Genomic DNA, 24,298 nt, shown 5'->3' on the forward strand with positions numbered 1-24,298 from the left:
TCAATAAATGGGTCATAACTGGCAAGGAGCAAGAGAATGTCCGACACCCCATCCATGACCGCCCAAGACGCGCTTTGCGCCGTCATGATCGCTGTCTCCGCCAGTGATGAGGAAATCCGAACAGCCGAGTTGGTCAAAATCACCAACATCATCAACAACTTGCCCGTATTCGCCAATTACGATGCGGACCACGTCCCGACAATTTCGCAAACGGTGTTTGACCTGTTCAGCCAAGAAGACGGCCTTGATGCATTGTTCGGCCTGATCCGCGACGCCTTGCCCGAACGTTTGCACGAAACCGCCTATGCGCTGGCGTGTGACGTGGCCGCCGCTGACGGCGATATTGCCCAGTCGGAACTGAGGATGCTGGAAGAAGTCCGGTACGAACTTACAATCGACCGTCTTCACGCTGCTGCCATCGAACGCGGCGCACGTGCACGTCATATGACGCTTTAATCGGTCAGTTCAGCCTCATTCAGGTCGACATCTTCCAATTCGGGCAACTCGGGCGTATTGCGATAAATCAGCCCCCAGCGTTGCAGAAGTCGCTGTTGAAGGCGTCGCGACCTCCGGTTCCATGCAATTGACCCCTCCGGGACCTCATCACCTGTGGCCTTACCCCGTTCGCGCCGATCCAGATTGGCGGTGAAAATCGTAAAGACCAGATCTGTCCCGTCCGGCGTTTCGATGTAACCCGACAAGGCACTGACGAAATTCAGCGTCCCCGTTTTGGCCCGCACAGTGATTGGATAATCGTCAAGTCGCCTGTTCTCAGCATCACGCATGGGAATGCGCCGCAAGATCGGCTTGAGCGGGCCATCAACGCCAACCTGCAGTTGGATGCGTGTCATGGCGTTCGCAGAAATCCGGTTCGCGTCGCTCAGCCCGGAATGATCTTTGAAGTCGCACTCAACGCCGTAAGTTTCCCCCAGCCAGCGCGTCATCTCCTCCGCCGATCCAACAATATCGACCGGACGGCCCAGTTTGGCCCGTGTCGCCGCCAGGCCGCACACCTCTGCGGTCAAATTGGTCGAATACAAAAGCATTTCATTCAATATGCTGCGCAGGGTCGGACTGTCGTGGCGGGCAATTTCCATACCATCGGGCAGCGTATCGACGACCTCCGGACGGGGCAGATCAATATCCAGATCACCAGCCAGTGTTTGAAAAACATCCCCTGCATACAATGCGGGCTGACGCACGGGCAGCCATCGTGACCCTCCATTGCCCAACGCGGACAGGGCGACCGTCCAGCGATCCGGTGATGTGGTATCGAAGACAGGCGTGCGCCGGTCCACCAAAGACACGCGGGCCATGGACACCGGCGGGACGCGGTTTTCCGTGCGAGCATCCATCGTGGTCTGCCAAGACCCGTTCACCCGCCGCCATTCAAAATGCACGCGGTTGTAATTCAGGTTAAGGCCGGACACAGCGGGATTGTATCCCAGATAATCCAGCTGGGACGGCTCAATCTCTTCTGCGTAGGGAAGCGCGCCGCGATAACACAGGAAGCGTCCCGCGACGCGTGTGACACCGGCCGCATTCAAATCATCAGCCAGTTCGGCCAGATGATCGGCGGACAGGGTCGGGTCTCCTCCCCCCGCCAATATCAAGTCACCACGCAAAACAGTATCCTCGATGGGCCCTGTCGCAAATAAGCGCGTTGCAAACCTGTAGTCCCCGCCCAGCGCATCCAATGCGTAAAGCGCGGTGACAGACTTTGTCACTGACGCCGGAGGCACCGCCACATCCGCCTCGATCGTTTCAAGAATCTCACCGGTCTGCGCATCGGCAAGGACGCAACCGACCGTCCCGCCAAGGTTTGCATCGGCAATCATATCCTCGATACTGGCGCGGACACGCGGCGCGATCCGTGGGATCAGACTGACATCCGGCGCTGCGGCATCCGCGGCCGTGCGGGCCAAGGGACGCAAGGACGTCAGGGGGGCCTGTGCGGCTGCAACACTTGCCACACCAGACATAAGGCCACCCAGAATGGCACGACGAGACAAGACAGCAGACATGATGAACCCCTAACGCGCCAGTTGAGGGTCAACAACCGCCCCCGCGCCCCAGTTCCCTGCATTTCTGATCGCGGTCGATGACGATTGGGTCATCGGCAGGTTGATAAAGGACCATGCAGGGGCGTGTGCTGAGGCCAGCAGCGCCGATTGGCGCCCTGTCAGCCGGTCTCCGCGAAAGACCCGCGCGGCTTTGGACATACGCGCGGAAATCCGGTCGCCCGGTCGCGCCAATACCCCCACCGGCACCCGCGACATGATTGTCTGCCAGTCCTGCCAGCGATGGAATTGCGCCAGATTGTCCGCCCCCATCAACCAGACAAACCGGACCCCTGGATACTTCATCTGAAGGGCGACAATGGTCTGCGCCGTAAACCGCGTGCCCAGGCGCGTTTCTATATCGGTCACCTCGACCCGTGGGTGCGTCATCACTGCGCGCGCTGTGGCCAGACGGTCGGGCATAGGGGCCGGCCCGTGTTTTTTCAAAGGGTTGCCGGGACTGACAAGCCACCACACCCGATCAAGGCCAAACCGGGTCAACGCCGCCCGCGTGATCGCGACATGCCCGTCATGAGCCGGATCAAAAGACCCCCCCAGAAGACCTATCTTTTGCCCTGAACGTGCGGCGGGTCCATTGTACCGCTCCATGGTCATCTCCCTGATGTCCTTGAACGGGCAGATCAGCATGTGCGGAAAAAAAGTCAATTCCTAATGAAAAAGTTACGCCCCTTAACGGTTAAGCAGGGTTTCATCCTCTATGCAGAACCACACATTCGGGATCTGGCACGTGACGAATTCGACCATTATTTTCTTCAGCACCTTTGGGGCCGTGCTGCTGTGCGGCGCAGCTGTCTTTCACCTGTTCGCCCAGAACCGGATGTTGCGGCAGCGCATGGGTGCAATCCAGGACCACACCTCTGACATCCTGCGCGATCTGACCCATCTTCGACTGTGTGTTGAAAACACGTCTGACGGCATCCTTTTGCAGGATCTCAAGGGCCGTATTCTGTGGTGCAACAATGCCTACTGCGACATTATGAAGGTACTCAGATCTGACATCATCGGACGCAATCCGCTCGAATTTGCATTGCCCGACAACGCACGCCTCCCGCCTGAGGTTATTGAGGCTTTCGAATACGACAAATCGGATGAACAGCTGAAAAAACTGCAACTTTTTCGCAATCAACGCGGCGACGGCAGTCTGTTCTGGAATCAGTTGAGCGTTGCTTTTCAGACGGGGTCGGACGGACGTGACTACGCCATTCTGATCTGCCGGGACGTGAGCACGCAGGTCGAAAGGGAGCATTACCTTGAAGACCTGAGCGGGCGCCTTGAACACGAAGCCACCCACGACAACCTGACCGGCGTGCCCAACCGGGCGGCTTTCCTCGACTTTATTGAAACCGCCTTGAAGGAAGACCGCGACGGATCGGTTGGTTTGCTTCACGTCGATCTGGATAATTTCAAGACAATCAATGACACGCACGGGCATTCGGCAGGCGATGCAGTGCTGCGTCATACCGCCCAGACAATCCGGTCAAGCCTGCGCAAAAGCGATCTTGTGGCACGGATCGGAGGGGACGAATTTGTGGTGGTCTGTCTTGGCAGCGAAAGCCTCGACTACCTTGAAGCTGTCGGGCAACGCCTGTTGGACGCACTGTCCACCCCCCTGACATGGTCTGACAGAAGTCTGCTGTCGGAAGCCAGCATTGGTGCCGCCCAAAGTGAAGCGGGCTGCATGAACGCCGAAGACCTGCTGAATAAAGCCGACTTTGCCCTATACGAGGCCAAGCGATCAGGCCGGGGTTGCATCGAATTATATGACGCCGCGCTTCACAATCGCCATGCGATTGAAATGCAACTGGCCGCTGATCTGGCCGAAGCCATTGATACAGGCGCGATTGATTTCTGGTTTCAACCGATCAAAAACCTCTGGAACGACCAGATCGTCGGATTCGAGACACTTGCCCGGTGGGTTCATCCGGACACAGGGCGCGTCTATTCCCCGGCGGAGTTCCTTCCCGTGGTTGAGGATATCGGTCTGCTGGGGGAACTTGACATGATTTCCATGCTGACCGCGCTCGAGAAAAAGGCCTCCCTCGCGGCATCGGGGTTTCCAGACATGCGCATGTCTTTTAACGCCTCACCGGAACTTCTGGCGCATCCCGACTTTATCAACCGTCTGATCTGGGCCGTCGAGGCCAGTAATCTGGATCGCCACCAGATTACGATTGAGGTGCTGGAAACCAATAACTTCGGCGATGCCGCCGAAACGTCATCTCAGGGTGCCATTATCAGGGACCTGAAACAGGCCGGTTTTCGGGTCTTTCTGGATGACTTCGGCGTGGGATTTGCCGGTCTGTCCCATCTTGCGACCCTCGATTTGTCAGGGGTCAAGATCGACCGAAGTCTGGTCAGCTGTATCCTGACCGATGACGTCAGTTTCAAAATTGTCCGAAAGGCAATCGAGCTGTGCAACGACCTGTCCATCGCTATCGTGGCCGAAGGGGTCGAGGATGAGACAACCGCGAAGACACTGCAAAAAATGGGGTGCAGCCTGATCCAAGGGTATTGGGTATCCCGCCCCCTGCCTGCCTCCGACGTCGTGCCGTGGTTGGCGGAGGATAGCGCCCCTCGGGTCAGAATTTCCTAAACGCTTCATACGGGTCCACCCCGCGCCGTCTTGCACCCCTGATCACCCTTGCGTATGCACGGTCCAAACCCGTTTTACATGCAGGATTTGACCCATGGCAGCCTATCAATACGTCTACTTTATGGACGGAGTGTCCAAGACCTACCCCGGTGGCAAGAAAGTCTTTGAAAACATCCGCCTGAACTTTTTGCCGGGCGTCAAGATCGGCGTGGTTGGCGTAAATGGCACGGGTAAATCCACCCTGATGCGGATCATGGCGGGTCAGGACAAAGAATTTCAGGGCGAGGCATGGGCCGCAGAGGGCGCGCGCGTGGGTTACCTCCCACAGGAGCCGGAACTCGACCCTGCATTGACGGTTCGCGAAAACGTCATGCTGGGCGTTGCCGACAAGAAGGCGATCCTTGATCGCTACAATGAACTGGCCATGAATTATTCCGATGAAACCGCAGACGAAATGGCCAAACTGCAAGACGAGATCGACAGCCAGAACCTGTGGGATCTGGACGCGCAGATCGACGTGTCGATGGAGGCTCTGCGCTGCCCGCCGGATGATGCCGATGTGACAACCCTGTCGGGCGGCGAAAAACGACGGGTGGCCCTGTGTCAGCTGTTGCTTGACGCACCTGATATGCTCCTCCTTGACGAACCGACAAACCACCTCGACGCTGAGACGATTGCATGGCTTCAACAGCACCTTATTGATTATAAAGGTACAATTCTGATCGTCACGCACGACCGCTACTTTCTTGATGCAATTACCGGCTGGATCCTTGAACTTGACCGCGGGTCGGGCATCCCGCACGAAGGCAACTATTCAAGCTGGCTGGAAGCCAAGGCCAAACGCCTCGAACGGGAGGCCAAGGAGGACAAATCCAAACAGCGCACGCTTGAGCGTGAACTGGAATGGATGCGTCAGGGCGCCAAGGCACGTCAGGCCAAATCGAAGGCCCGGATCAGCGCCTATAATGAACTGGCCAACCAGTCCGAACGCGAGAAGATGGGCCGTGCGCAGATCATCATCCCCAATGGTCCACGGCTTGGCGACAAGGTGATCGAGGTTGAAAACCTCACCAAGGCGATGGGTGACAAGCTTCTGGTTGAAGACCTGTCCTTTGATTTGCCGCCAGGCGGCATTGTCGGCGTGATCGGTCCCAACGGCGCGGGTAAATCGACGCTGTTCGGGATGCTCACAGGTCAAATCGAGCCGGATTCAGGGACGGTCAGCTTTGGAGATACCGTTGAGCTAAGCTATGTCGATCAATCCCGCGATGCGCTTGATGCGAATGCGACGGTTTGGGAAGAAATATCCTCAGGTGGTGAAATCATCCAGCTGGGTGATGCGCAGATGAACTCCCGCGCCTATTGTTCCGCATTCAATTTCAAAGGGGGCGACCAGCAAAAGAAGGTTGGAATTCTGTCGGGTGGCGAACGCAACCGCGTGCATATGGCCAAGCTGCTGAAATCGGGTGGCAATGTTTTGCTGCTCGACGAACCGACCAACGATCTGGATGTTGAAACCCTGCGTGCGCTTGAAGATGCGCTGGTGGATTTCGCAGGCTGCGCCGTCGTGATTTCCCACGATCGTTTCTTCCTTGACCGGATCTGCACCCATATTCTGGCGTTTGAGGGCGAAGCCCACGTCGAATGGTTTCAAGGCAATTTCGAAGACTATGAAGAAGACAAAAAACGCAGGCTGGGGGCCGATGCGATGGAACCCAAGCGGATGAAGCATAAGAAATTTGCGCGGTAAGTGACTCGGGGCGGACACAAGTCCGCCTCGCAGCAATCGGGGTGGCAGACGGCCGGGTCGCTGTTCACCAGATCGGGAGTGCGGCCCGCGGACAGACGGCTGGACGGGGGCTCATTTATCCAAACCTTGCCTCTGACCCTTGCCAAACACGTCCCCCTGCCCCATATGCGGTTGTGCAGACGTTACCCTATATCGACCCCTGTCTTCCTTTATCGGCTTACAGTTCTTCGACCTAGCACTGACCAAGCCACAGCTGCCGCACTCCGCGGGCAGCCTCTTGAAAAGGAAAACATGACATGGCCAATGGCACCGTCAAATGGTTCAACACCACAAAAGGCTTCGGCTTTATCGCTCCTGAAACGGGTGGCAAGGACGTTTTCGTCCACATCTCCGCTGTCGAGCGTTCCGGCCTGACAGGCCTCGCAGATGACCAGAAAGTGACGTTCGACGTCGAAGCTGGCCGCGATGGTCGCGAGAGCGCAGTGAACCTCGCACTCGCATAAGGCGAAAGCCAGATTTTGGAAAAGGCGGTCTTCGGGCCGCCTTTTTCTGTCTAAACCCCTGTCCAAATCTCCGGCCACGGATCGCCGAAAATACAATCCTTGCGCGATTTTTCTTGATTTGCCCCTAGGTCAGGATCACTTTCAGGGGGCAACGTTATACACGATCCAGACTGCTCCTTTCACGGCCCAGTGACACGATCCTGCACTGACGCGCCACGCCGCTGCATGCTGCGAGCGGAAAAAAGACAAGGAGAACAACAGTATGGCTAACGGTACGGTAAAGTGGTTCAACACCACAAAAGGCTACGGCTTTATCGCGCCCGAGGGCGGATCGAAGGACGTTTTCGTTCATATCTCTGCGGTTGAACGGTCGGGACTCACCGGGCTGGCTGACAACCAGAAGGTGACTTTTGACATTGAAGCTGGCCGCGACGGACGTGAAAGCGCCATCAATCTGGCCTTGGCGGATTAAGCCCCATTCCGAAATTCAAAAGGGCGCGCAGGATCGTCTGCGCGCCCGATTTATTTGAATTCAGTCTTGAAGGACGAAGGTGACTTTCAAAACCACGCGGTACTCATCCACCTTGCCATCTTTAACGGTGACTTTCTGGTCCGCGACCCAAGCACTTGTAATGCCCTTGAGAGTTTTTGACGCCCGCTCAATTCCGTTTTCGACAGCATCGTCAAAGGATTTGCTAGAGGATGAGATGATTTCAGTGACTTTTGCGACAGACATGTTTTGCTCCCTTATTGCGGTTCAGAAAGGCTAACGGTCCGGCTTGGTTAAGTCGACATCCGTTTCCTTCACAATTTCAACACCGCCGTCCGCCAAAGGTTGCACAAGCAACGATGCGTCCGCTGCATCGCCCATCAACCAGGTAGCAACCTGATCAGCCTTCAGGATCACCCCCATCCGGTGATGAATTTGGCGAACTTCTGCGTTAGGCTCACACGTCACCGTCGCCACCTGCGGCACCTCAACACCGCCCGGCCCTGCCCAAATATCGAAAATCGCGGCAACGCCCACGACGCCACCACCAGTGGGGGTCAACCGCCAAGCGGTCTTTCTGCGTCGCTCCCCCGTCCATTCGTACCAACCATTGATCGGAACAACCGCACGTCCGACACCCTCAAACGCGGTTTTGTCGAACACCGTTTCGCCGCGCGCGTTGATGATCGTTTCCATCACGGGGCGTCCACGGGCGTTTTTGCGCCCTACAGGGATCATCCCCCAGCGCATCATCCGTGGCCCATCAGCGGTGAGCGTCAAAACCTCTTCACCCGGCGCGATGTTTTGCCGTGGGGGCACATCGGGGATGATGCCCCCTGCGAAGGCAGACACCTCATCCGGCGGGGACGTCAGAAACATCCGTCCGGGCATTTATTCAATCAACGCCAGTACGGAGGGGCCCATGGCCTCGACAATCCGCGCAACCCCGTCAGGGTTCGGGTGGATGCCATCCGCCTGCATGTATCGCGCCCGTGCGGCCTGCATATCCCCATCCTCAAGCAGCCCGTCAAAGAACGTGCCATATAGTGGCACGTCATAGGCCTCAGCCAGGTCAGCATACATTCCGTCAAACTGCGCCTTAAACGTCGCCCCGTAGTTCAACGGTGCTTCCATGCCGACCAAAAGCATTTCAACACCTGCGTCTTCGCCTGCCGCCAGAATGCCATCGAGGTTGGCGCGGCTGTTTGCCGGATCAATCCCGCGCAACAGGTCATTGCCGCCCAGCGCCACGATCATCGCATCCACATCCGGCGTCAGCGTCCATGCCACACGGCTAAGCCCGCCTGCGGTTGTATCCCCCGATACCCCTGCATTGATGACCTCAACGTCGGCGCCTTGGGCGCGCAACCACGCCTCAAGCTGCGGCACAAACCCGTCCTCTTGGGCCAAGCCATAGCCTTGCGTCAGGCTGTCGCCCAAGGCCGCAATCATCACAGTATCCGCCTCGGCTGCCCCTGCGCCCACTATGATCGCAAATCCAAGGTTGCGACAGGCGCGTATCATCTTACATGAAACTGAACCGACCCGTTCAAAGGCCCCCGACATGACAGACGCCCTCGACCTTACCGATGTTTCGCTATCGCTTTCGGGCAATGCGGGACAGGTGGACATCCTCCATGACATATCGTTGACGGTGAAACAGGGGGATACCTTGGGGCTGGTCGGGCCAAGCGGGTCGGGCAAATCGTCTCTCCTGATGTTGATGGGCGGGCTGGAAACCGCCACGTCGGGGCAAATTCTGGCACTTGGAACAGACATCACCGCCATGGGTGAGGACGATCTGGCGCGCTTTCGTAGGGATAATATGGGGGTGGTCTTTCAATCCTTCCACCTTATTCCCACAATGACTGCGCTGGAAAACGTCGCAACCCCGCTGGAGCTGGCCGGTGTGCGCGATGCCTTCGCCCGCGCCGAGGCAGAGCTTAAGGCCGTGGGCCTTGCCCACCGCACTGATCACTATCCGGCCCAAATGTCGGGGGGCGAGCAACAGCGCGTGGCGCTGGCCCGCGCCTCGGTGACCCGCCCGAAACTGCTGCTTGCGGACGAACCCACGGGCAATCTGGATGAAACAAACGGTGCCGCGATCATCGACATGCTCTTTGGTCTGCGCGACCGGCACGGGGCGACCTTGATCATGGTCACCCACTCCAACGAACTGGCCGCACGCTGTGATCACGTCCTGCGTTTGCGCGACGGGCGTATCGACACCACATTGAAGGCTGCCGAATGACACTGTCGCTGGCTTGGACCTTTGCCAAACGTGAATTGCGCGGCGGCCTGCACGGGTTTCGCATCTTTCTGGCCTGCCTTGCCTTGGGTGTGGCCGCCATCGCCGCCGTGGGCACCGTGCGCGCCTCCATTCAGGCCGGATTAGAGGCTGAGGGCGCATCGCTGCTTGGCGGGGATGCGGTCGTGCGGTTCACCTACCGGTTTGCAAATGACGCCGAACGCGACTGGATGAACGGCATCGCCACTCGCGTGTCCGAGACGACGGATTTCCGGTCCATGGTCGTGGTCGACCGCGACACAGTCGAACGCGGTTTGACCCAAGTGCAGGCCGTTGACGACCTCTACCCCCTGATCGGTACCGTCGACCTCGACCCGCCGATGCCTTTGGCGCAAGCCTTTGCAGGCGACGGCACCCATCCGGGCGGGGTCATGGAACGGGTCTTGGCCGACCGGTTGGCGCTGGCCCCCGGTGACAGGTTCAAGCTGGGGGATCAGACATTTGTCCTCTCCGCGATCCTTGAAAACTACCCTGACAACTCTGGCGGCGGGTTCGGCCTTGGCCCACGATCACTGGTTCTGTTGGACGATCTGGCCAATGCGGGTTTGCTGGCCGAAGGCACGCTGATGGACAGCGCCTACCGCCTTGATTTGCCGGAAAACACCGACCTTGCCGCGTTAGAGGCCGAAGCCGAAGCGAAGTTCCGCGACAGCGGCCTGCGTTGGCAGGATGCCCGCGCCGGCGCGCCAGGTGTGTCGCGGTTTGTCGACCGTATCGGGGCGTTCCTGATCCTCGTGGGGCTGTCCGGCCTTGCGGTGGGCGGCGTGGGTGTCTCCGCCGCAGTGCGGTCCTACCTGCAAGGCAAAACCGCCGTCATCGCGACCCTCAAGACCCTCGGGGCCACCCGCCGCACGATCTTTTTGACGTATTTTCTGCAAATCGGCGTCCTAACCCTCGCCGGGATCGCCATCGGCATCGCCCTCGGGGCAGCCATTCCACTGGCCTTCGCACCCATCATTGAGGCCCGCCTGCCGATCCCGACACAATTCACCCTGCATCTCGCCCCCTTGGTGGAGGCTGCGATCTACGGCCTCCTCGCCGCCTTGATTTTCACCCTATGGCCCTTGGCCCGCACCGAAGACATCAAAGCCGCGACCCTCTTTCGCGATGCCTTCGGCGCTGGGAAAACCTTGCCCGCGACACGCTACATCCTTGCGACGATCCTCTTGTTTGCGGTTCTGATCGGCACGGCGATTGCCTTTTCCGGCACTGCATTTTTAACGCTGTGGACCGCCGGTGGCATCCTCTTTGCGCTCGCGCTTTTGCTGCTGGCCGCAGCTTTCGCCCGTTTCACCGCCCGCAAGTTCAGGCGCCTGTCACGTGGCCGTCCTACCCTGCGGTTCGCCTTGGGCGCTATCGGTGCGCGCGGCGGGGAGACAACCTCGGTCGTGCTCTCCCTTGGCCTCGGCCTTGCGGTGCTGGCCGCCGTCGGCCAGATCGACGGCAACTTGCGCAACGCCATCGCCAATGACCTGCCCGAGGTCGCCCCCAGCTATTTCTTCGTCGACATCCAGCCCGACCAGATCGACGGCTTCCGCGACCGTCTGGACAGCGACAGCCAAGTATCGGGGTATGAGGCCGCCCCCATGCTGCGGGGCATCATCACCCAAATCAACGGCACCCCCGCACGTGAGGTCACGGACCACTGGGTTCTGCAAGGCGACCGCGGCGTGACCTACTCTGCGCAGCCTGCCGAGGGCACCGTGATCACCGAAGGTGAGTGGTGGCCGGAGGACTATTCAGGCCCGCCGCTTGTCAGCTTCGCAGCTGAGGAAGCGATGGAAATGGGTCTGCAAATTGGCGACACAATCACCACCAACATCCTTGGTCGTGACATCACCGCGACCATCGCGTCCTTCCGCGAAGTGTCGTTTGAAGACGCAGGGATAGGTTTCATCATGTCGATGAACCCCACAGCCCTGCAAGGCGCGCCCCACAGCTGGATCAGCACCGTCTATTCCGAACCACAGGCCGAGGCCGCAATCCTGCGTGACCTTGCCACGGCCTACCCCAACATCACCGCGATCCGCGTCCGCGACGCGATCGACCAAGTGGTCGATCTGCTCGGCGGTATTGCGGCGGCCACCCGCTACGGCGCTTTGGCGACTTTGGTGACAGGCTTTCTGGTTCTTATCGGGGCGGCGGCGGCAGGGACCCGTGCGCGGACGTTCGAATCTGCGGTGCTCAAAACCCTTGGGGCCAGCCGCGCGTCTATCTTGCGCAGCTTCGCCCTGCGCGCAGCCCTTCTGGGGCTTGCCGCCGGTCTGGTGGCCTTGGCCGCAGGGATCGCCGGTGGCTGGGCGGTCAGCACCTACATCATGGAGACGGAGTTTACCCCCATCTGGTCTTCCGCCAGTGTCATCATCCTAGGCGGCATGGCCGCCACGATGATCGCAGGCCTTGCCTTTGCGTGGGGGCCTTTGGCCGCAAAACCCGCGCGTGTCTTGCGCGCCCGCGAATGATCACGCAGACCACGGCATGACCCATCCGCGCTTCTTTGGCTACGGCTCCCTCGTTAATCTGGCGACGCACCATTACCCCGATCCGCGCCCCGCAACCCTCACCGGGTGGCGGCGCGTCTGGTGTCAGGCCAAAGCGCGCCCCGTGGCGTTTTTGTCTGTCGAACCGTACGATACAGTGCTGCATGGGATCACAGCGCAGGTGCCGGACGATGACTGGGCCGCCTTGGACCTGCGCGAACATGCCTATCTGCGCCGTGACGTGACCGCGCAATTTGATAACCCGACAGCTGTCTATCAAGCGAATCCCGACCATACGGCCCCGGCCTCAACCGGCCATCCCATTTTGCTCAGCTATCTGGATGTTGTCGTCGCGGGCTACGACGCTCTCATGCCCGGCGGGCCCGCGCATTTCTTTGACACAACGACCGCATGGGGGCCGGTGCTAGATGACAGGGCAGACCCCCTCTATCCGCGCGCGCAACCGTTGGCCGATGTCATACGCGACATCGTCGATGCCGCCCTTGCGGCCCTAGCGGTTCCGGTGCAGCCAGCCGAAGACGCGCGCCTGCTTGTCGAGGCCATCAAGACGGCCCACGTCCCCGCCTCCGTCGTTCATGATGCGCAGGGCAACCCAGACAGCAACGGCGGCAAATAAAACGCCGCCCACCGCCTGCCCGATCAACACGCCCGCAGCCCCGAACCACGCTGAGAAGATCATCACAAAGGGGATCGTGCCCAAAGTATGCCGCCCCCAGTTGACCAAAGTGCTGTAGAACGGATGCCCCATATTGTTGCACGCGGCGTTGCTGACAAAGATCAACCCGTTGAAGAACCACAACAGGCTCAGCGGGCCGGCAAACAGGAACACCAGCGTCAGGGCTTCCCCGTCCAGATCAAACAACATGCGCAGGGCCGGCCTGAGGAGGAACAAAAGCAAGGACATGCCCACCACGACCACGGCTGTAAAGATCACCCCATCCCGAAACGCGCCCTTCACCCGCACGCGGTTGCCCGCACCGAAGTTCTGGCCAATCACCGGCCCGATGGCCCCGGACAGCGCAAAAATCACCGCAAAGGCCACCGGCGTCAGACGACCCACAATGGCCATCCCCGCCACCGCGTCCTCGCCAAAGGTCGACATGGCACGGGTGACGTAGGCCTGCCCGATGGGCGTGGCAAGCTGGGTGAGGATGGCAGGAAATGCAATGACGACGACAGGCCGCAAATCAGGCAGCACGGATGCAAAGGTCGGACGGCCGAAGCCGCCATAAAACCGCACAATCGGGATCAAGGCCGTGGCCCCAATGGCCAAACGTGCCGCGACCGACGCCCAAGCCGCCCCTTCAAGCTCCAAACCAGCGCCGAAAATCAGGATCGGGTCCAGAACGCCGTTCACGATCGCGCCATAAATGGTCGCCATCATCGACCGGCGCGCGTCCCCATGGGCGCGCAGGATCGCCCCGCCCACCATCCCCGCCAGCAACAACGGCAAGGACGGAATGATGATACGCAGATAGGACACAGCCAAATCAGCCGTTTCCCCCGTGGCCCCGACCAATCCCACGATGAACGCCAGATTGAACCAGACAAGGGCCGCAAAGACGGCCCCAAAGACGACCCCGTAAATCAGAACATTGGTGGCCTGTCGCTGGGCCTTTTCGCGGTCCCCCTCGCCCAGATCGCGTGCGACCAATGCCCCCGCCGCAATCGCCATGCCGATCCCGAAGCTGGAGGTGAAGAACAAAATTGCCCCGGCATAGCCGATTGCGGCTGCCAGCTCTGCCTTGCCCAACATGGAGATAAAGATCATGTCGATGAAATCGACCAAGAACACCGCCATCAAGCCAACGGACGACGTCAACGCCATGACGGTGATGTGCCGCATCAACGATCCGGTCAGAAACTTCGCTTGGGTATCAGCCACGGGCAGAAAATCCTCTGATTTTCCGTCACCAAACTCTTTTCAAAGAGTTTGCGCCACCCCTAAACGCGGGGCTTCACCTGCAACAAGGGCATGACGTCCGCCATTTCTGGCCCACGGGTCCGGCCAGTGATCGCGTGGCGCAATGGCATAAAAAGACCCTTACCCTTGCGGCCTGTTGCGTCCTTCACGGCCCCTGTCCAGGTGGACCATGTGTCGTCGGCATAAGGCGGCTCACCCAGCAGGCCAAAGGCCTGTGCTACAAACTCTGCGTCTTCTTCAGCAATCTCAGGTGTGGTGCCATCGCGGAACACGGCCCACCAGTCCCGCATTTCCTCCAGTGACGAAATGTTCTCGCGCACCACATTCCAGAACTGCTCCCCCAGTGCATCGGGCACGCCCAGCGCGCGCACGCGGTCGGCCACGTCGGCAAAGGGGCGTGCGGCCAGCCAGCGGGCCGTCAGCGGCTGCAAATCATCCGCGTCGAATTTTGTGGGGGCTGAGCCGAACTTCGACAGATCAAAACCCGCAACAACCTCATCTACTGTTTCGCGCAATTCCACCGGGTCAGAGGACCCCAACCGCGCCATAAGGGACAGGATCGCCATCGGGGCCACACCGTTTTTGCGCAGATCACGCAGGGCCAGAGTGCCCAAGCGTTTCGACAAAGCCTCCCCCTGTGGACCGGTGAGCAAAGAATGATGCGCAAAGGTCGGCACCGTGCCGCCCAAGGCCACAATCATCTGGATTTGTGTGGCCGTGTTGGTCACGTGATCGGACCCGCGGACCACATGGGTCACGCCAAATTCCGTGTCATCCACGACGGACGCTAGGGTGTACAAATACTGTCCGTCACCCCGGATCAGCACCGGATCGGATACGGAGGCTGCGTCAATCGACAGATCACCCAGAATGGCATCGGTCCACTCGATCCGTTCCTGATCCAGTTTGAACCGCCAATGCCCCTGCCGTCCTTCGGCGCGGTAGGCGGCCTTCTGGTCCTCTGTCAGGTCCAGCGCTGCGCGGTCATAAACCGGTGGTTTGCCCATGTTCAGCTGTTTTTTGCGCTTGAGGTCCAGTTCAACAGGCGTCTCAAAACATTCATACAAACGTCCCATCTCGATCAGCTTGTCACGGGCCGCGTCGTACTGCGCCAACCGTTTGGATTGATATTCAATCCGGTCCCATGAAATCCCCAACCACGTCAGGTCCTCCTGAATGGCATCCACGTATTCCTGTTTGGATCGCTCGGGGTCTGTGTCATCAATCCGCAGGATGAATTCGCCGCCCGCCTGACGGGCAATCGCGTAGTTGAACAAGGCGGCGCGCAGGTTGCCGATGTGCAGATAACCGGTGGGCGACGGGGCGAAACGGGTGGTTGTCATTGGAATACTCCTGTTGGTCCCGCGCTTGTCATAGCGCGCGCAAAATGTCCATATCCGCCCCATGACGACGCTTGCTGAAATTGAACGCATCGCGCTTGAAACCGTGCGGAACCTACCTGCCCCGTTCGCTATGCTTGCCAGCGATGTGGTGGTGCAAGTCGAAGACGCGGTGCCCGACCATCTGCTGGACCCTGAGGATGACCCGCAGGCCCAACGCGATGAGATTACGGGGATGTACGACGGCATCCCGCTGACCGAGAAATCCACCTTTGACGCCCCCTACGGCCCCGATGTGGTCTGGCTGTTTCGCCACCCCATCGTGATGGAATTGGCAGAGCGTGACGTCACCCTGACCGAACTGGTCGCCCACGTGACCATCCACGAATTCGCCCATCATTTCGGATGGTCGGATGACGACATTGCGGCGATTGATCGTTGGTGGGAATAGCTAAGCTAGCTGCCTGTCACCGGATACTTTTTGCCCAGATCATCGACACCGCGGCGCACCAATTCCTCAACGACGGATAAATCCACATCCGCCAGTTTGTTGATGTAAAGGCAGGCTTTGCCGATCTTGTGTTTGCCCAAACGGTCGCGGATGTCGGAATAATCCTGATACCCCGGCATAATATAAAGGCTGAGGGCCGCTTTGCGCGGGCTGAACCCGGTGGCCAATGACGTGCCCGACCGACCGCTGTCGTAGACGTAATCATAGGATCCATAGCCCACGATTGTCGGCCCCCACATGCGCGGGGTCCAACCGGTGATCTGCCGGAACATCGCGTCCAGAACCAGCCCATCGGCGCGGCGCACGGGGTGTTCCACCGCCTCCAGAAAGGCTGTAACATCGTGATCTGTCGCTTTGGTCTTATTCTCGGCCATGGCGCAACATAACACGGCCGACGATCAAAATCACGCCTGTCCGCTATCATCCCGCCAACGGTTCACAATGGGATAGCGCCGGTCGAGCCAGAACGCCTTCATCGACAGCCGCGGACCAGGCGCCGATTGGAACCGTTTATATTCGCTGATGTACAGCAGATGTTCGACCCGTTTGACCGTATCGCGGTCATATCCGGCGGCCACACAGTCCGCCACTGACGCCTCACCGTCGACCAGCATTTCCAAGATACCATCCAGTACGGGATAGTCCGGCAGGCTGTCGCTGTCCTTTTGGTCCTCGCGCAGCTCAGCCGACGGGGGCTTGTCGATGATCGCCACGGGGATCACCTCCCCCGCAGGGCCCATCATCCAGTCGCGGTGATTGGCGTTACGCCAGCGGCAGGCGTCGAAAACGCGGGTTTTGTACATATCCTTGATGGGGTTATAGCCCCCCGCCATATCGCCATAGATCGTGGCATAGCCCACTGCGACCTCGGATTTATTGCCGGTTGTCAGCAACATCTCCCCGAATTTGTTGGATTGCGCCATCAACAGCAGGCCGCGGATGCGGGACTGGATGTTTTCTTCGGTCAGCCCCTCATCGTAGCCTTCAAACAAGGGGGCCAACGTCTCTGTCACCGCGCGGCGCACATCGCCAATCGGCACAATATCGTATGCCACGCCGAGGGCATCAACGGCGGCTTTGGCATCGGTCAAAGAGGACTCAGACGTGTATTCCGAAGGCAGCATCACACAGCGCACATTGTCCGGCCCTAAGGCATCGACGGCAATGGCCGCCACGATGGCTGAATCAACGCCCCCTGACAGACCAAGCAGCACCTTTTTGAACCCCGTCTTGGCCATGTAGTCACGCAAGCCCATGACCATGGCAGCATAATCTGTTTCCAGCGGTGCGGGCAGGATCGCTTTGTCGCCCTCCTCTGCCGCCCAGCCGTTGTCCGTTTTGACAAAATCCACGGTTGTGACGCTTTCGGCAAACCACGGCATCTGCACCGCCAACGTGCCGCCCCGGTTCAGCACAAACGACCCACCGTCGAAAATCTGGTCGTCCTGACCGCCCACCATGTTCAGGTAGGCCAGCGGCACTTCGTTCTCCACCACGCGGGCGACCATGTTGTTCAGACGCACATCAAACTTTTCGCGAAAATAGGGGCTGCCGTTGGGCACCAACAACAGCTCTGCCCCGCTTTCAACCATGGCTTCACAAACGTCTTCGTACCATGCGTCCTCACAAATGGGCGTGCCGATGCGCAAAGGCCCCGCGTCCCATGGGCCTTGCATACCGGCGCGCGAAAACAGACGGACTTCGTCGAAGACGTTGAAATTGGGCAGGAAATACTTGCGCGTAATGTTGTGGATCACCCCGTCTTTGAGGATGAAATAGGCGTTGTGCAGCTTTGGCACCTCAGCCAATGGCCCACCGATGCCCAGCATCGGCCCATCCGCGCAATCGCGCGCCAACGCCTCGACCGCGGCCTGACAGGCGGCCACGAAGGCGGGTTTGTGGACCAAATCCTGCGTCTGATATCCGGCGATAAACATCTCAGGCAGCATGACCAGATCGGCGCCTGCTGCCCGGCCCTGGTCCCAGGCATGACGTGCTTTGGCGGCGTTGCCGTCAATATCGCCTACGGTGGGGTTCATCTGTGCCATCGTCACGCGGAAACGGTCAGTCATAGCGGGGCCTTTCATCGCTTTGCCCTTCATCTAGTCCGCAAAGCAGGCAAGGGGAAGCCGAAGGTGTAAACGCCCCGTTGCGCCACCCCGCCCTTGGCCCTATCGTGCACAAAAGTCTCTAGGGGGAGCAGCCCGACCATGAAGCGTTTTACACCGCACCTGATCGCCTTGACGATGCTGGCCACGCCTGCGTTGGCCCAATCGGTCCAGACCAAGCAATACGACGATGGTGGCATCTATGAGGGGCAGTTCCTCAACGGGTTGCAGCACGGCATGGGCACCTATACCTTGCCCAATGGCTACCGCTACGAAGGGGAATGGTTCGAGGGTGAAATCCGTGGTCAGGGTGTTGCGAACTTCCCCAATGGCTCTGTTTACGAAGGTCAGTTCGCAGCTGGCAAACCCGAAGGATTTGGCCTGATCAATTTTGCCGATGGCGGCACCTATGAAGGCGACTGGACCGACGGCAAGATCACCGGCCGCGGGATTGCCCGCTATGCCAACGGGGTCGTCTATGATGGCGATTTCCGGAATGCCATGCATCACGGACGCGGCAAGATGACATCACCCGGCGGATACGTCTATGACGGCCCGTGGGTGAACGGCGTCAAGGAAGGCGAGGGCCAGATCACCTATCCCGACGGGGCAATCTACGAAGGCAATTTGGCAGACGGAGAACGGCAAGGCGTCGGGACACTGACCATGCCGGACGGTCTGATCTACGAAGGCACATGGTCTGCAGGCCAGATCGAAGGGTCAGGCCGGTTGATCCAGCCCAATGGCGACATCTACGAAGGTGATCTGGTGGCCGGCAAACGCGAAGGCACGGGCACCGTGACCTATGCCAACGGTGATGTATATCAGGGCGGGTTCGTCGCCGATCTGCGTGATGGCACAGGCACGTTCATCGGCACCGATGGATACCGCTACACCGGAGACTGGTCGGAAGGGCAGATCGAAGGGACCGGCGAAGTCACCTACCCCGACGGGTCTACCTATGCAGGCACATTCGCCGATGATCTGGCGGACGGCACCGGAAAAATCACGTATCCCGACGGGTCTACTTATGACGGCCAATGGGAAGCGGGTGTCATTCAGGGCCGCGGCATTGCCACCTACGCCAATGGTCTGGTGTATGAAGGTGAATTCCTGAATGCCAAAAACCATGGCACCGGCACAATGACCTATGCCGATGGCTACACCTACGAAGGGTCATGGGCCGACGGGCAACGCGAAGGGTTCGGTACCGCGACCTATGCGGACGGCACCGTCTACGAAGGGGAATTTCTGAATGGGCAACGGCACGGAACCGGCAAGATCACCATGCCTGACGGATTTATCTACGAAGGCGCATGGGATATGGGCGAAATCTCGGGCCTTGGCGTGGCAACCTATACGAATGGCGACGTCTATTCAGGCCAGTTCCGGTCGGGTCGCAGGCAGGGCGAAGGCACAATGACCTACGCATCCGGGCAGGTAGCCGGGGGAGAATGGCAGGACGGCGCTCTGGTCACTCAAAGCGCGACAAGCCCTGCAACAGACAGTGTTATTGTCGAAGAGGCCCCCGCCACCGAATAGGGGGTTATCCGTCGAACAGCGGAATGGTCGAAATCGACATCTTGGCCGAACCTTGGCTCAATTCGTTGGCGTGGCTGAGGTAGATCAGGACCTGATTTTCCTCATCCAGAATGCGGGTCAGACGCAAGGATTTGAAAACTATCGACCGACCTTCGCGAAACACTGTTTCGCCATCCCGCGACCTGTCGATATCACCAATGACGATTGGTCCGGTCTGCCGACAATCCACCGAGGCATTTGACGGATCCTCAAACCAGTTGCCGTTCGACAACCGGTCAATCAGGCTGCGTTCGAAATAACTGATGTGACAGGTGACGCCTTCCACGTCGGGATCGGGGATCGCTTCCACGATGATGTCGTTGCCCACCCAGTCCACGCCCACACGACCCACTTCTTCAGCGGCCACAACAGTCGCAACGAAGGTGGTGAAAGTCGCGGCAATCACGGCGATAAGGAATTTCATAAGGGTGCCTTTCCAGCAATACACCGGCCAACCCCTGACCTGCCGTCAATGTTCCCTAAACGATATCACCCGCATCGAGTTTTTGCAGAAACCTGTCGGCATCTTTCAAAACTGCGGTCCGCCGGTCCTCATCCATCCGGTCCCAGACCCGGTACATATTGCCCATGCGGTGGTTGTCCTTGAACCTTTCGCGGTGCCGATCCAGAAAGTGCCAGTAAAGAAGATTGAACGGGCAGGCATCCGGTCCGGTCTTGTCCTTAACCTTGTAGCTGCAGCCCTTACAATAATCCGACATCTTGTCGATGTAGTTTCCGCTGGAAATGTAGGGCTTTGACGCAATGATGCCGCCGTCGGCAAACTGGCTCATCCCGATGACATTGGGGGCCTCGACCCATTCATAGGCATCCGCATAAACCGCCAGATACCATTCATGAACCTGATGGGGGTCAATGCCCGCCAGCAACGCAAAATTTCCGGTAACCATCAAACGCTGAATGTGATGGGCATAAGCCTCGTCATGGGTCTGTTCGACGGTTTTCGACACGCAGGCCATCCATGTCTTCTTTCCCCAGAAGAACGCAGGCAAATCGCGGTCATGTTGCAGGACATTGCGGCTGGTGTAGTCCGGTCCTTCCAGAAAATAGATGCCACGGATGTATTCGCGCCAGCCGATGATCTGCCGGATAAATCCTTCGGCCGCATTAATCGGCGCGTCGCCCGCTTTCCACGCCGCCTCGACAGCCTCACAAACCTCCATGGCGTCCAACAGCCCGGCGTTGATGTAAAGTCCGACAATTGCGTGATAAAGGAACCGTTCATCCCCCATCATCGCATCCTGAAAGTCCCCGAACTTGGGCAAACCGCCCTTGATCCAATGGGCCAGATGCTGACGCGCCTGCCCCTGATCGGTGGCAAACCAGAAATCATCGACGGTCCCGAAATTATCCGCGAACCGGTCGCGCACCAGATCAAGGACCGTGCGCGTGACATCATCGGTCTGAAAGCGCATCGGCCCGGAATACTCGACCGATCCGGGCGCCGGTTTGCGGTTGTCGTGGTCAAAATTCCATTTCTCACCGGCAGGCTTGTCGCCCTCCATCATCAGACCGGTCTTGCGCCGCATCTCACGGTAGAAATATTCCATCCGCAGCGCCTTGCGTCCCTCGGCCCAGTCCTCAAACATCTTGTGCGATGCAATGAACCGGTCATCTTGGAGAATTTCAACGTCCAGCGGCACCGTTTGCAGCGCCTCAATCAACCGCCATTCGCCCGGTTCTGTCACCACAACCTTTGACGTCCCCGCCGCCTCAGCACGTTGCAACAAAACCTCGCTCAAGGACGCGGGCGTATCAGGGTCGTCAAGTTTGGAATATTGAACATCCCAGCCGTCTTTTTCCAACCGGGCCGCAAATTTCCGCATGGCAGCAAACAGAAATGCGATCTTTTTGGGGTGATGTTTGACGTACTCCGCCTCACCCATCACCTCCGCCATGACGATAATGTCCGACCCTTTGTCTGCGGCCTTCAAAGAGGACAGGCTGTCGGACAGCTGATCGCCAAGAACCAAAACCAGCTTCACCATGGGACATCCTTCCCCGCATAATCGAAAAACTGCCCCGTCTGATCAGGCCTCAACGCCTCCATCACATCACACAGGTTCTTTGCAGCCTCCGCCGCCGGCACCTTTTTGTGGCCGGGATATCCGGCGGTGAAGGGCGTCTCTACCGTACCGGGATGCAACGCTACGATGGCCGCCTCCTTACGTTTGCGCCCGATTTCAATGGCGGCCCCACGCACAATCTGGTTCAGCGCCGCCTTGGACGCGCGGTAGGAATACCACCCCCCGATCTTGTTGTCCCCGATGGACCCGACCCGCGCCGACAAGACCCCCACCACCGATCGCCCGTCCCGTGGCAAAAGCCTCTCGACGTGGCGTAAGATCAACGCAGGCCCCACCGCGTTCACAGCATAGACATCCAGCATCTGCTGCGCTTCAACCGCGCCCAACGTCTTTTCAGGCGCGCCGCCCACAGCCAAAGTCCCGATGGCGATGATGACCAGATCAAACGGCCCGTTGACCGCACCCAACACCCTATCCACAGAAGCCGGATCGGTCACATCCAACCCGTCCGCCGACCGCGACACCCCCGTCACACCGTAGCCGCGCTGCTCCAACTCCTGCACCAAAGCGGACCCAATGCCGCCCTGCGCCCCGATAACCAATGCCTGTTTCATACGCCGCAGGTAGCCTTGTTACACCGTCCTTCCAGTTTCTCTGGTTCATAAATACCTGAATTCCACCCGCGCCTCAGCCACGCCCCTTCGCGGATGACCCTCTTGCGTGCCTCGCGCGAACATTTCCCTTTTCAAATGCGCCCCCATCCGTATAGTCCGCCCCATGAGCACGTCCGCACATACGCAGGCCACCTTGGGCCTACTCCTTAGCCGCCTCTGAGCGTGCCTTTTGGCGCGACCGCTCAGAGGGGACGACGCGCCAAGAATATCTAAGGAAAAACAAGGAATTACGAAATGACCGATCATGTTCTGATCTTTGACACCACCCTGCGCGACGGCGAACAATCCCCCGGCGCCACCATGACCCACGCCGAAAAGCTCGAGATCGCTGAAATGCTCGACGATATGGGCGTGGACATTATTGAGGCCGGGTTTCCCATTGCCTCCGAAGGTGATTTCAACGCGGTGTCCGAAATCGCCAAACGCTCCAAATCCGCACAAATATGCGGGCTGAGCCGCGCGAATTTCAAAGACATCGACCGCTGCTGGGAGGCCGTGAAGCATTCCGAGCGCCCCCGCATCCACACCTTTATCGGCACCTCGCCCCTGCACCGCGCGATCCCGAACCTTGACATGGATCAAATGGCCGACCGTATCCACGATTGCGTCACCCACGCGCGCAATCTGTGTGACAACGTTCAATGGTCCAGCATGGACGCCACCCGCACCGAATGGGATTTCCTCAAACGCACTGTGGATATCGCCATCAAGGCGGGTGCGACGACAATCAATATTCCCGATACAGTGGGCTATACCGAACCTGAGGAATCCGCGAACCTGATCAAACGTCTGATCGCCGAGGTGGATAATGCAGATACAGTGATCTTCTCGACCCATTGTCACAATGACCTCGGCATGGCGACGGCCAATTCGCTGGCCGCCGTCAACGGCGGCGCGCGCCAGATCGAATGCACGATCAACGGTCTGGGCGAACGCGCTGGCAACACCGCCCTCGAAGAGGTCGTGATGGCCCTGCGCGTGCGCCACGACATCATGCCTTATGACACGCGGATCGACACCACGAAGATCATGAACATCTCCCGCCGTGTGGCCACGGTCAGCGGCTTTCCGGTGCAATTCAACAAGGCCATCGTCGGCAAAAACGCCTTCGCCCACGAAAGCGGCATCCACCAGGACGGCATGCTGAAAAACCGCGAGACGTTCGAGGTGATGAAGCCCGAGGATGTTGGCCTCAGCGGCACGTCCCTGCCGCTGGGCAAACACTCTGGCCGGGCGGCCCTGCGCGATAAGCTCGACAAGCTGGGCTACACGATGGGCGACAATGAACTCAAAGACATTTTTGTGCGGTTCAAAGACCTCGCCGATCGCAAGAAAGAGGTTTTCGACGAAGACCTGATCGCCCTGATTGAACTCAGCGACAGCGCCGAAGACCACCTGAAACTCAAGGACCTGACCGTGATCTGCGGCATGAACGGCCCGCAAAAAGCGACCATGGTGCTGGAAGTCGAAGGCACAGATCACACGGTGCAGGCCACCGGCGACGGCCCCGTCGATGCGACGTTCAATGCCGTCAAACAGCTGTTCCCCCACAACGCGCGCCTGCAACTTTATCAGGTGCACGCCGTCACAGAAGGCACCGATGCGCAGGCCACAGTGTCTGTGCGAATGGAAGAGGAAGGCCGCATCGCCACGGGCCAATCCGCCGACACCGACACCGTCGTGGCCTCTGCGAAGGCCTATATCAACGCACTCAACCGCCTGATCGTGCGGCGTCAGAAAATTGGCGCAGGGTCGGACAAAAAGGAAATCCGCTACACCGACGCCGGGGAATAGCATCCTTTGATGCTGGTTTATCGGCGCGCCGTGCAGCGGCGCGCCCTCCGCCCGCCGCAGGCGCAAGATAAACACCGGCGATCCGTCCCGCAGAC

General features: G+C 59.1%; 22 protein-coding genes and 1 pseudogene. 11 read left to right on the plus strand and 12 right to left on the minus strand.

Annotation, left to right across the window (positions count from 1 at the left end):
• Window positions 1–36: 36 nt before the first annotated feature.
• A complete protein-coding gene (locus QZ653_RS08320) occupies window positions 37–456 on the plus strand; it encodes a tellurite resistance TerB family protein (protein WP_296419403.1) in 420 nt (139 codons plus the stop codon).
• Here the strand turns inward: QZ653_RS08320 and dacB are convergent.
• Both dacB and QZ653_RS08330 read right to left on the minus strand, forming a co-directional pair.
• Window positions 453–2,024, minus strand: a complete 1,572-nt coding sequence (gene dacB, locus QZ653_RS08325) for a D-alanyl-D-alanine carboxypeptidase/D-alanyl-D-alanine-endopeptidase (RefSeq protein ID WP_296419405.1) — start codon at window positions 2,022–2,024, stop codon at window positions 453–455. The two genes, QZ653_RS08320 and dacB, sit on opposite strands and share 4 nt — an antisense overlap.
• 9 nt (window positions 2,025–2,033) lie before the next feature.
• Window positions 2,034–2,669: a nicotinate-nucleotide adenylyltransferase gene (locus QZ653_RS08330; protein WP_296419482.1), complete on the minus strand. Its 636-nt coding sequence runs from the start codon at window positions 2,667–2,669 to the stop codon at window positions 2,034–2,036.
• Between the two features lie 109 nt (window positions 2,670–2,778).
• On the opposite strand from QZ653_RS08330, the gene QZ653_RS08335 reads away from it, so the two are divergent.
• The 4 genes from QZ653_RS08335 (at window position 2,779) to QZ653_RS08350 (ending at window position 7,399) form a co-directional block, all read left to right on the plus strand.
• Window positions 2,779–4,674, plus strand: coding sequence for a putative bifunctional diguanylate cyclase/phosphodiesterase (locus QZ653_RS08335; protein WP_296419407.1), 1,896 nt, complete (start codon window positions 2,779–2,781; stop codon window positions 4,672–4,674).
• 94 nt (window positions 4,675–4,768) lie between these two features.
• Window positions 4,769–6,424, plus strand: coding sequence for an energy-dependent translational throttle protein EttA (gene ettA, locus QZ653_RS08340; RefSeq protein WP_296419409.1), 1,656 nt, complete (start codon window positions 4,769–4,771; stop codon window positions 6,422–6,424).
• A gap of 296 nt (window positions 6,425–6,720) precedes the next feature.
• A complete protein-coding gene (locus tag QZ653_RS08345) occupies window positions 6,721–6,927 on the plus strand; it encodes a cold-shock protein (RefSeq protein ID WP_015496137.1) in 207 nt (68 codons plus the stop codon).
• Window positions 6,928–7,189: 262 nt separating this feature from the next.
• Window positions 7,190–7,399 (plus strand): cold-shock protein, encoded by a 210-nt coding sequence (locus QZ653_RS08350; RefSeq protein WP_296419422.1) that lies wholly within the window; start codon window positions 7,190–7,192, stop codon window positions 7,397–7,399.
• A gap of 60 nt (window positions 7,400–7,459) precedes the next feature.
• Here QZ653_RS08350 and QZ653_RS08355 read toward each other — a convergent pair whose 3' ends face one another.
• The 3 genes from QZ653_RS08355 to QZ653_RS08365 are packed head-to-tail and all read right to left on the minus strand — an operon-like array spanning window position 7,460 to window position 8,941.
• Window positions 7,460–7,663, minus strand: coding sequence for a dodecin family protein (locus QZ653_RS08355; RefSeq protein WP_296419424.1), 204 nt, complete (start codon window positions 7,661–7,663; stop codon window positions 7,460–7,462).
• Window positions 7,664–7,693: 30 nt separating this feature from the next.
• Window positions 7,694–8,308, minus strand: a complete 615-nt coding sequence (locus tag QZ653_RS08360) for an SOS response-associated peptidase (protein WP_366933075.1) — start codon at window positions 8,306–8,308, stop codon at window positions 7,694–7,696.
• The gene (locus tag QZ653_RS08365) at window positions 8,309–8,941 is read right to left on the minus strand and encodes an arylesterase (RefSeq protein WP_296419430.1); all 633 of its coding nucleotides are present in this window, start codon (window positions 8,939–8,941) and stop codon (window positions 8,309–8,311) included.
• A gap of 40 nt (window positions 8,942–8,981) precedes the next feature.
• Between QZ653_RS08365 and QZ653_RS08370 the strand changes: the two genes are divergently transcribed.
• The 3 genes and pseudogenes from QZ653_RS08370 to QZ653_RS08380 form a co-directional block, all read left to right on the plus strand.
• On the plus strand, window positions 8,982–9,668 hold the full coding sequence (locus tag QZ653_RS08370; protein ID WP_296419432.1) for an ABC transporter ATP-binding protein: 687 nt from the start codon (window positions 8,982–8,984) through the stop codon (window positions 9,666–9,668).
• Complete coding sequence (locus tag QZ653_RS08375; protein ID WP_296419434.1) at window positions 9,665–12,187, plus strand: ABC transporter permease; 2,523 nt, start codon at window positions 9,665–9,667, stop codon at window positions 12,185–12,187. The genes QZ653_RS08370 and QZ653_RS08375 overlap by 4 nt, the downstream gene beginning before the upstream one ends.
• Window positions 12,188–12,203: 16 nt before the next feature.
• Window positions 12,204–12,308 (plus strand): annotated as a pseudogene (locus QZ653_RS08380) (gamma-glutamylcyclotransferase); the annotation flags it as partial.
• Between the two features lie 408 nt (window positions 12,309–12,716).
• On the opposite strand, the gene QZ653_RS08385 reads toward QZ653_RS08380, so the two are convergent.
• Together QZ653_RS08385 and gltX are read right to left on the minus strand one after the other, a co-directional pair.
• Window positions 12,717–14,111: an MATE family efflux transporter gene (locus tag QZ653_RS08385; RefSeq protein WP_296419436.1), complete on the minus strand. Its 1,395-nt coding sequence runs from the start codon at window positions 14,109–14,111 to the stop codon at window positions 12,717–12,719.
• A gap of 59 nt (window positions 14,112–14,170) precedes the next feature.
• Window positions 14,171–15,493, minus strand: coding sequence for a glutamate--tRNA ligase (gltX, locus tag QZ653_RS08390; protein ID WP_296419438.1), 1,323 nt, complete (start codon window positions 15,491–15,493; stop codon window positions 14,171–14,173).
• Between the two features lie 61 nt (window positions 15,494–15,554).
• Between gltX and QZ653_RS08395 the strand changes: the two genes are divergently transcribed.
• A complete protein-coding gene (locus QZ653_RS08395; protein ID WP_296419439.1) occupies window positions 15,555–15,941 on the plus strand; it encodes a metallopeptidase family protein in 387 nt (128 codons plus the stop codon).
• Between the two features lie 5 nt (window positions 15,942–15,946).
• Here the strand turns inward: QZ653_RS08395 and QZ653_RS08400 are convergent, their stop codons facing one another.
• Window positions 15,947–16,375: a DUF1801 domain-containing protein gene (locus tag QZ653_RS08400; protein WP_296419441.1), complete on the minus strand. Its 429-nt coding sequence runs from the start codon at window positions 16,373–16,375 to the stop codon at window positions 15,947–15,949.
• A 30-nt stretch (window positions 16,376–16,405) separates the two neighbouring features.
• A complete protein-coding gene (locus QZ653_RS08405; RefSeq protein WP_296419443.1) occupies window positions 16,406–18,073 on the minus strand; it encodes an NAD+ synthase in 1,668 nt (555 codons plus the stop codon).
• A 138-nt stretch (window positions 18,074–18,211) separates the two neighbouring features.
• Between QZ653_RS08405 and QZ653_RS08410 the strand changes: the two genes are divergently transcribed.
• A complete protein-coding gene (locus QZ653_RS08410) occupies window positions 18,212–19,651 on the plus strand; it encodes an MORN repeat-containing protein (protein WP_296419444.1) in 1,440 nt (479 codons plus the stop codon).
• Window positions 19,652–19,655: 4 nt separating this feature from the next.
• On the opposite strand, the gene QZ653_RS08415 is transcribed toward QZ653_RS08410, so the two are convergent.
• The 3 genes from QZ653_RS08415 to QZ653_RS08425 are packed head-to-tail and all read right to left on the minus strand — an operon-like array spanning window position 19,656 to window position 22,349.
• Window positions 19,656–20,114: a CreA family protein gene (locus QZ653_RS08415; protein ID WP_296419446.1), complete on the minus strand. Its 459-nt coding sequence runs from the start codon at window positions 20,112–20,114 to the stop codon at window positions 19,656–19,658.
• A 55-nt stretch (window positions 20,115–20,169) separates the two neighbouring features.
• Window positions 20,170–21,696 carry a cryptochrome/photolyase family protein gene (locus QZ653_RS08420; protein WP_296419448.1) on the minus strand — a complete coding sequence of 509 codons (1,527 nt, stop codon included), beginning with the start codon at window positions 21,694–21,696 and terminating at the stop codon, window positions 20,170–20,172.
• The gene (locus tag QZ653_RS08425; RefSeq protein ID WP_296419450.1) at window positions 21,690–22,349 is read right to left on the minus strand and encodes an SDR family NAD(P)-dependent oxidoreductase; all 660 of its coding nucleotides are present in this window, start codon (window positions 22,347–22,349) and stop codon (window positions 21,690–21,692) included. Before QZ653_RS08425 ends, QZ653_RS08420 begins: the two co-directional genes overlap by 7 nt.
• Before the next feature lie 294 nt (window positions 22,350–22,643).
• Between QZ653_RS08425 and QZ653_RS08430 the strand changes: the two genes are divergently transcribed.
• The gene (locus tag QZ653_RS08430) at window positions 22,644–24,203 is read left to right on the plus strand and encodes a 2-isopropylmalate synthase (protein WP_296419451.1); all 1,560 of its coding nucleotides are present in this window, start codon (window positions 22,644–22,646) and stop codon (window positions 24,201–24,203) included.
• Window positions 24,204–24,298 lie beyond the last annotated feature (95 nt).

Source organism: Pseudooctadecabacter sp. (assembly GCF_020627745.1).
Taxonomy (GTDB): domain Bacteria; phylum Pseudomonadota; class Alphaproteobacteria; order Rhodobacterales; family Rhodobacteraceae; genus Octadecabacter.

Excerpts from the sequence above, each read along its gene's own strand:
- QZ653_RS08335 (WP_296419407.1), top strand. The coding sequence starts at position 2,779 with ATGCAGAACCACACATTCGGGATCTGGCACGTGACGAATTCGACCATT.
- QZ653_RS08345 (WP_015496137.1), top strand. The coding sequence starts at position 6,721 with ATGGCCAATGGCACCGTCAAATGGTTCAACACCACAAAAGGCTTCGGC.
- QZ653_RS08430 (WP_296419451.1), top strand. The coding sequence starts at position 22,644 with ATGACCGATCATGTTCTGATCTTTGACACCACCCTGCGCGACGGCGAA.
- QZ653_RS08410 (WP_296419444.1), top strand. The coding sequence starts at position 18,212 with ATGAAGCGTTTTACACCGCACCTGATCGCCTTGACGATGCTGGCCACG.
- QZ653_RS08360 (WP_366933075.1), bottom strand. The coding sequence starts at position 8,308 with ATGCCCGGACGGATGTTTCTGACGTCCCCGCCGGATGAGGTGTCTGCC.
- QZ653_RS08330 (WP_296419482.1), bottom strand. The coding sequence starts at position 2,669 with ATGGAGCGGTACAATGGACCCGCCGCACGTTCAGGGCAAAAGATAGGT.
- QZ653_RS08355 (WP_296419424.1), bottom strand. The coding sequence starts at position 7,663 with ATGTCTGTCGCAAAAGTCACTGAAATCATCTCATCCTCTAGCAAATCC.
- ettA (WP_296419409.1), top strand. The coding sequence starts at position 4,769 with ATGGCAGCCTATCAATACGTCTACTTTATGGACGGAGTGTCCAAGACC.
- QZ653_RS08350 (WP_296419422.1), top strand. The coding sequence starts at position 7,190 with ATGGCTAACGGTACGGTAAAGTGGTTCAACACCACAAAAGGCTACGGC.
- QZ653_RS08395 (WP_296419439.1), top strand. The coding sequence starts at position 15,555 with ATGACGACGCTTGCTGAAATTGAACGCATCGCGCTTGAAACCGTGCGG.
- QZ653_RS08415 (WP_296419446.1), bottom strand. The coding sequence starts at position 20,114 with ATGAAATTCCTTATCGCCGTGATTGCCGCGACTTTCACCACCTTCGTT.
- QZ653_RS08400 (WP_296419441.1), bottom strand. The coding sequence starts at position 16,375 with ATGGCCGAGAATAAGACCAAAGCGACAGATCACGATGTTACAGCCTTT.
- gltX (WP_296419438.1), bottom strand. The coding sequence starts at position 15,493 with ATGACAACCACCCGTTTCGCCCCGTCGCCCACCGGTTATCTGCACATC.
- QZ653_RS08405 (WP_296419443.1), bottom strand. The coding sequence starts at position 18,073 with ATGACTGACCGTTTCCGCGTGACGATGGCACAGATGAACCCCACCGTA.
- QZ653_RS08370 (WP_296419432.1), top strand. The coding sequence starts at position 8,982 with ATGACAGACGCCCTCGACCTTACCGATGTTTCGCTATCGCTTTCGGGC.
- QZ653_RS08365 (WP_296419430.1), bottom strand. The coding sequence starts at position 8,941 with ATGATACGCGCCTGTCGCAACCTTGGATTTGCGATCATAGTGGGCGCA.
- QZ653_RS08375 (WP_296419434.1), top strand. The coding sequence starts at position 9,665 with ATGACACTGTCGCTGGCTTGGACCTTTGCCAAACGTGAATTGCGCGGC.
- QZ653_RS08320 (WP_296419403.1), top strand. The coding sequence starts at position 37 with ATGTCCGACACCCCATCCATGACCGCCCAAGACGCGCTTTGCGCCGTC.
- dacB (WP_296419405.1), bottom strand. The coding sequence starts at position 2,024 with ATGTCTGCTGTCTTGTCTCGTCGTGCCATTCTGGGTGGCCTTATGTCT.
- QZ653_RS08420 (WP_296419448.1), bottom strand. The coding sequence starts at position 21,696 with ATGGTGAAGCTGGTTTTGGTTCTTGGCGATCAGCTGTCCGACAGCCTG.
- QZ653_RS08425 (WP_296419450.1), bottom strand. The coding sequence starts at position 22,349 with ATGAAACAGGCATTGGTTATCGGGGCGCAGGGCGGCATTGGGTCCGCT.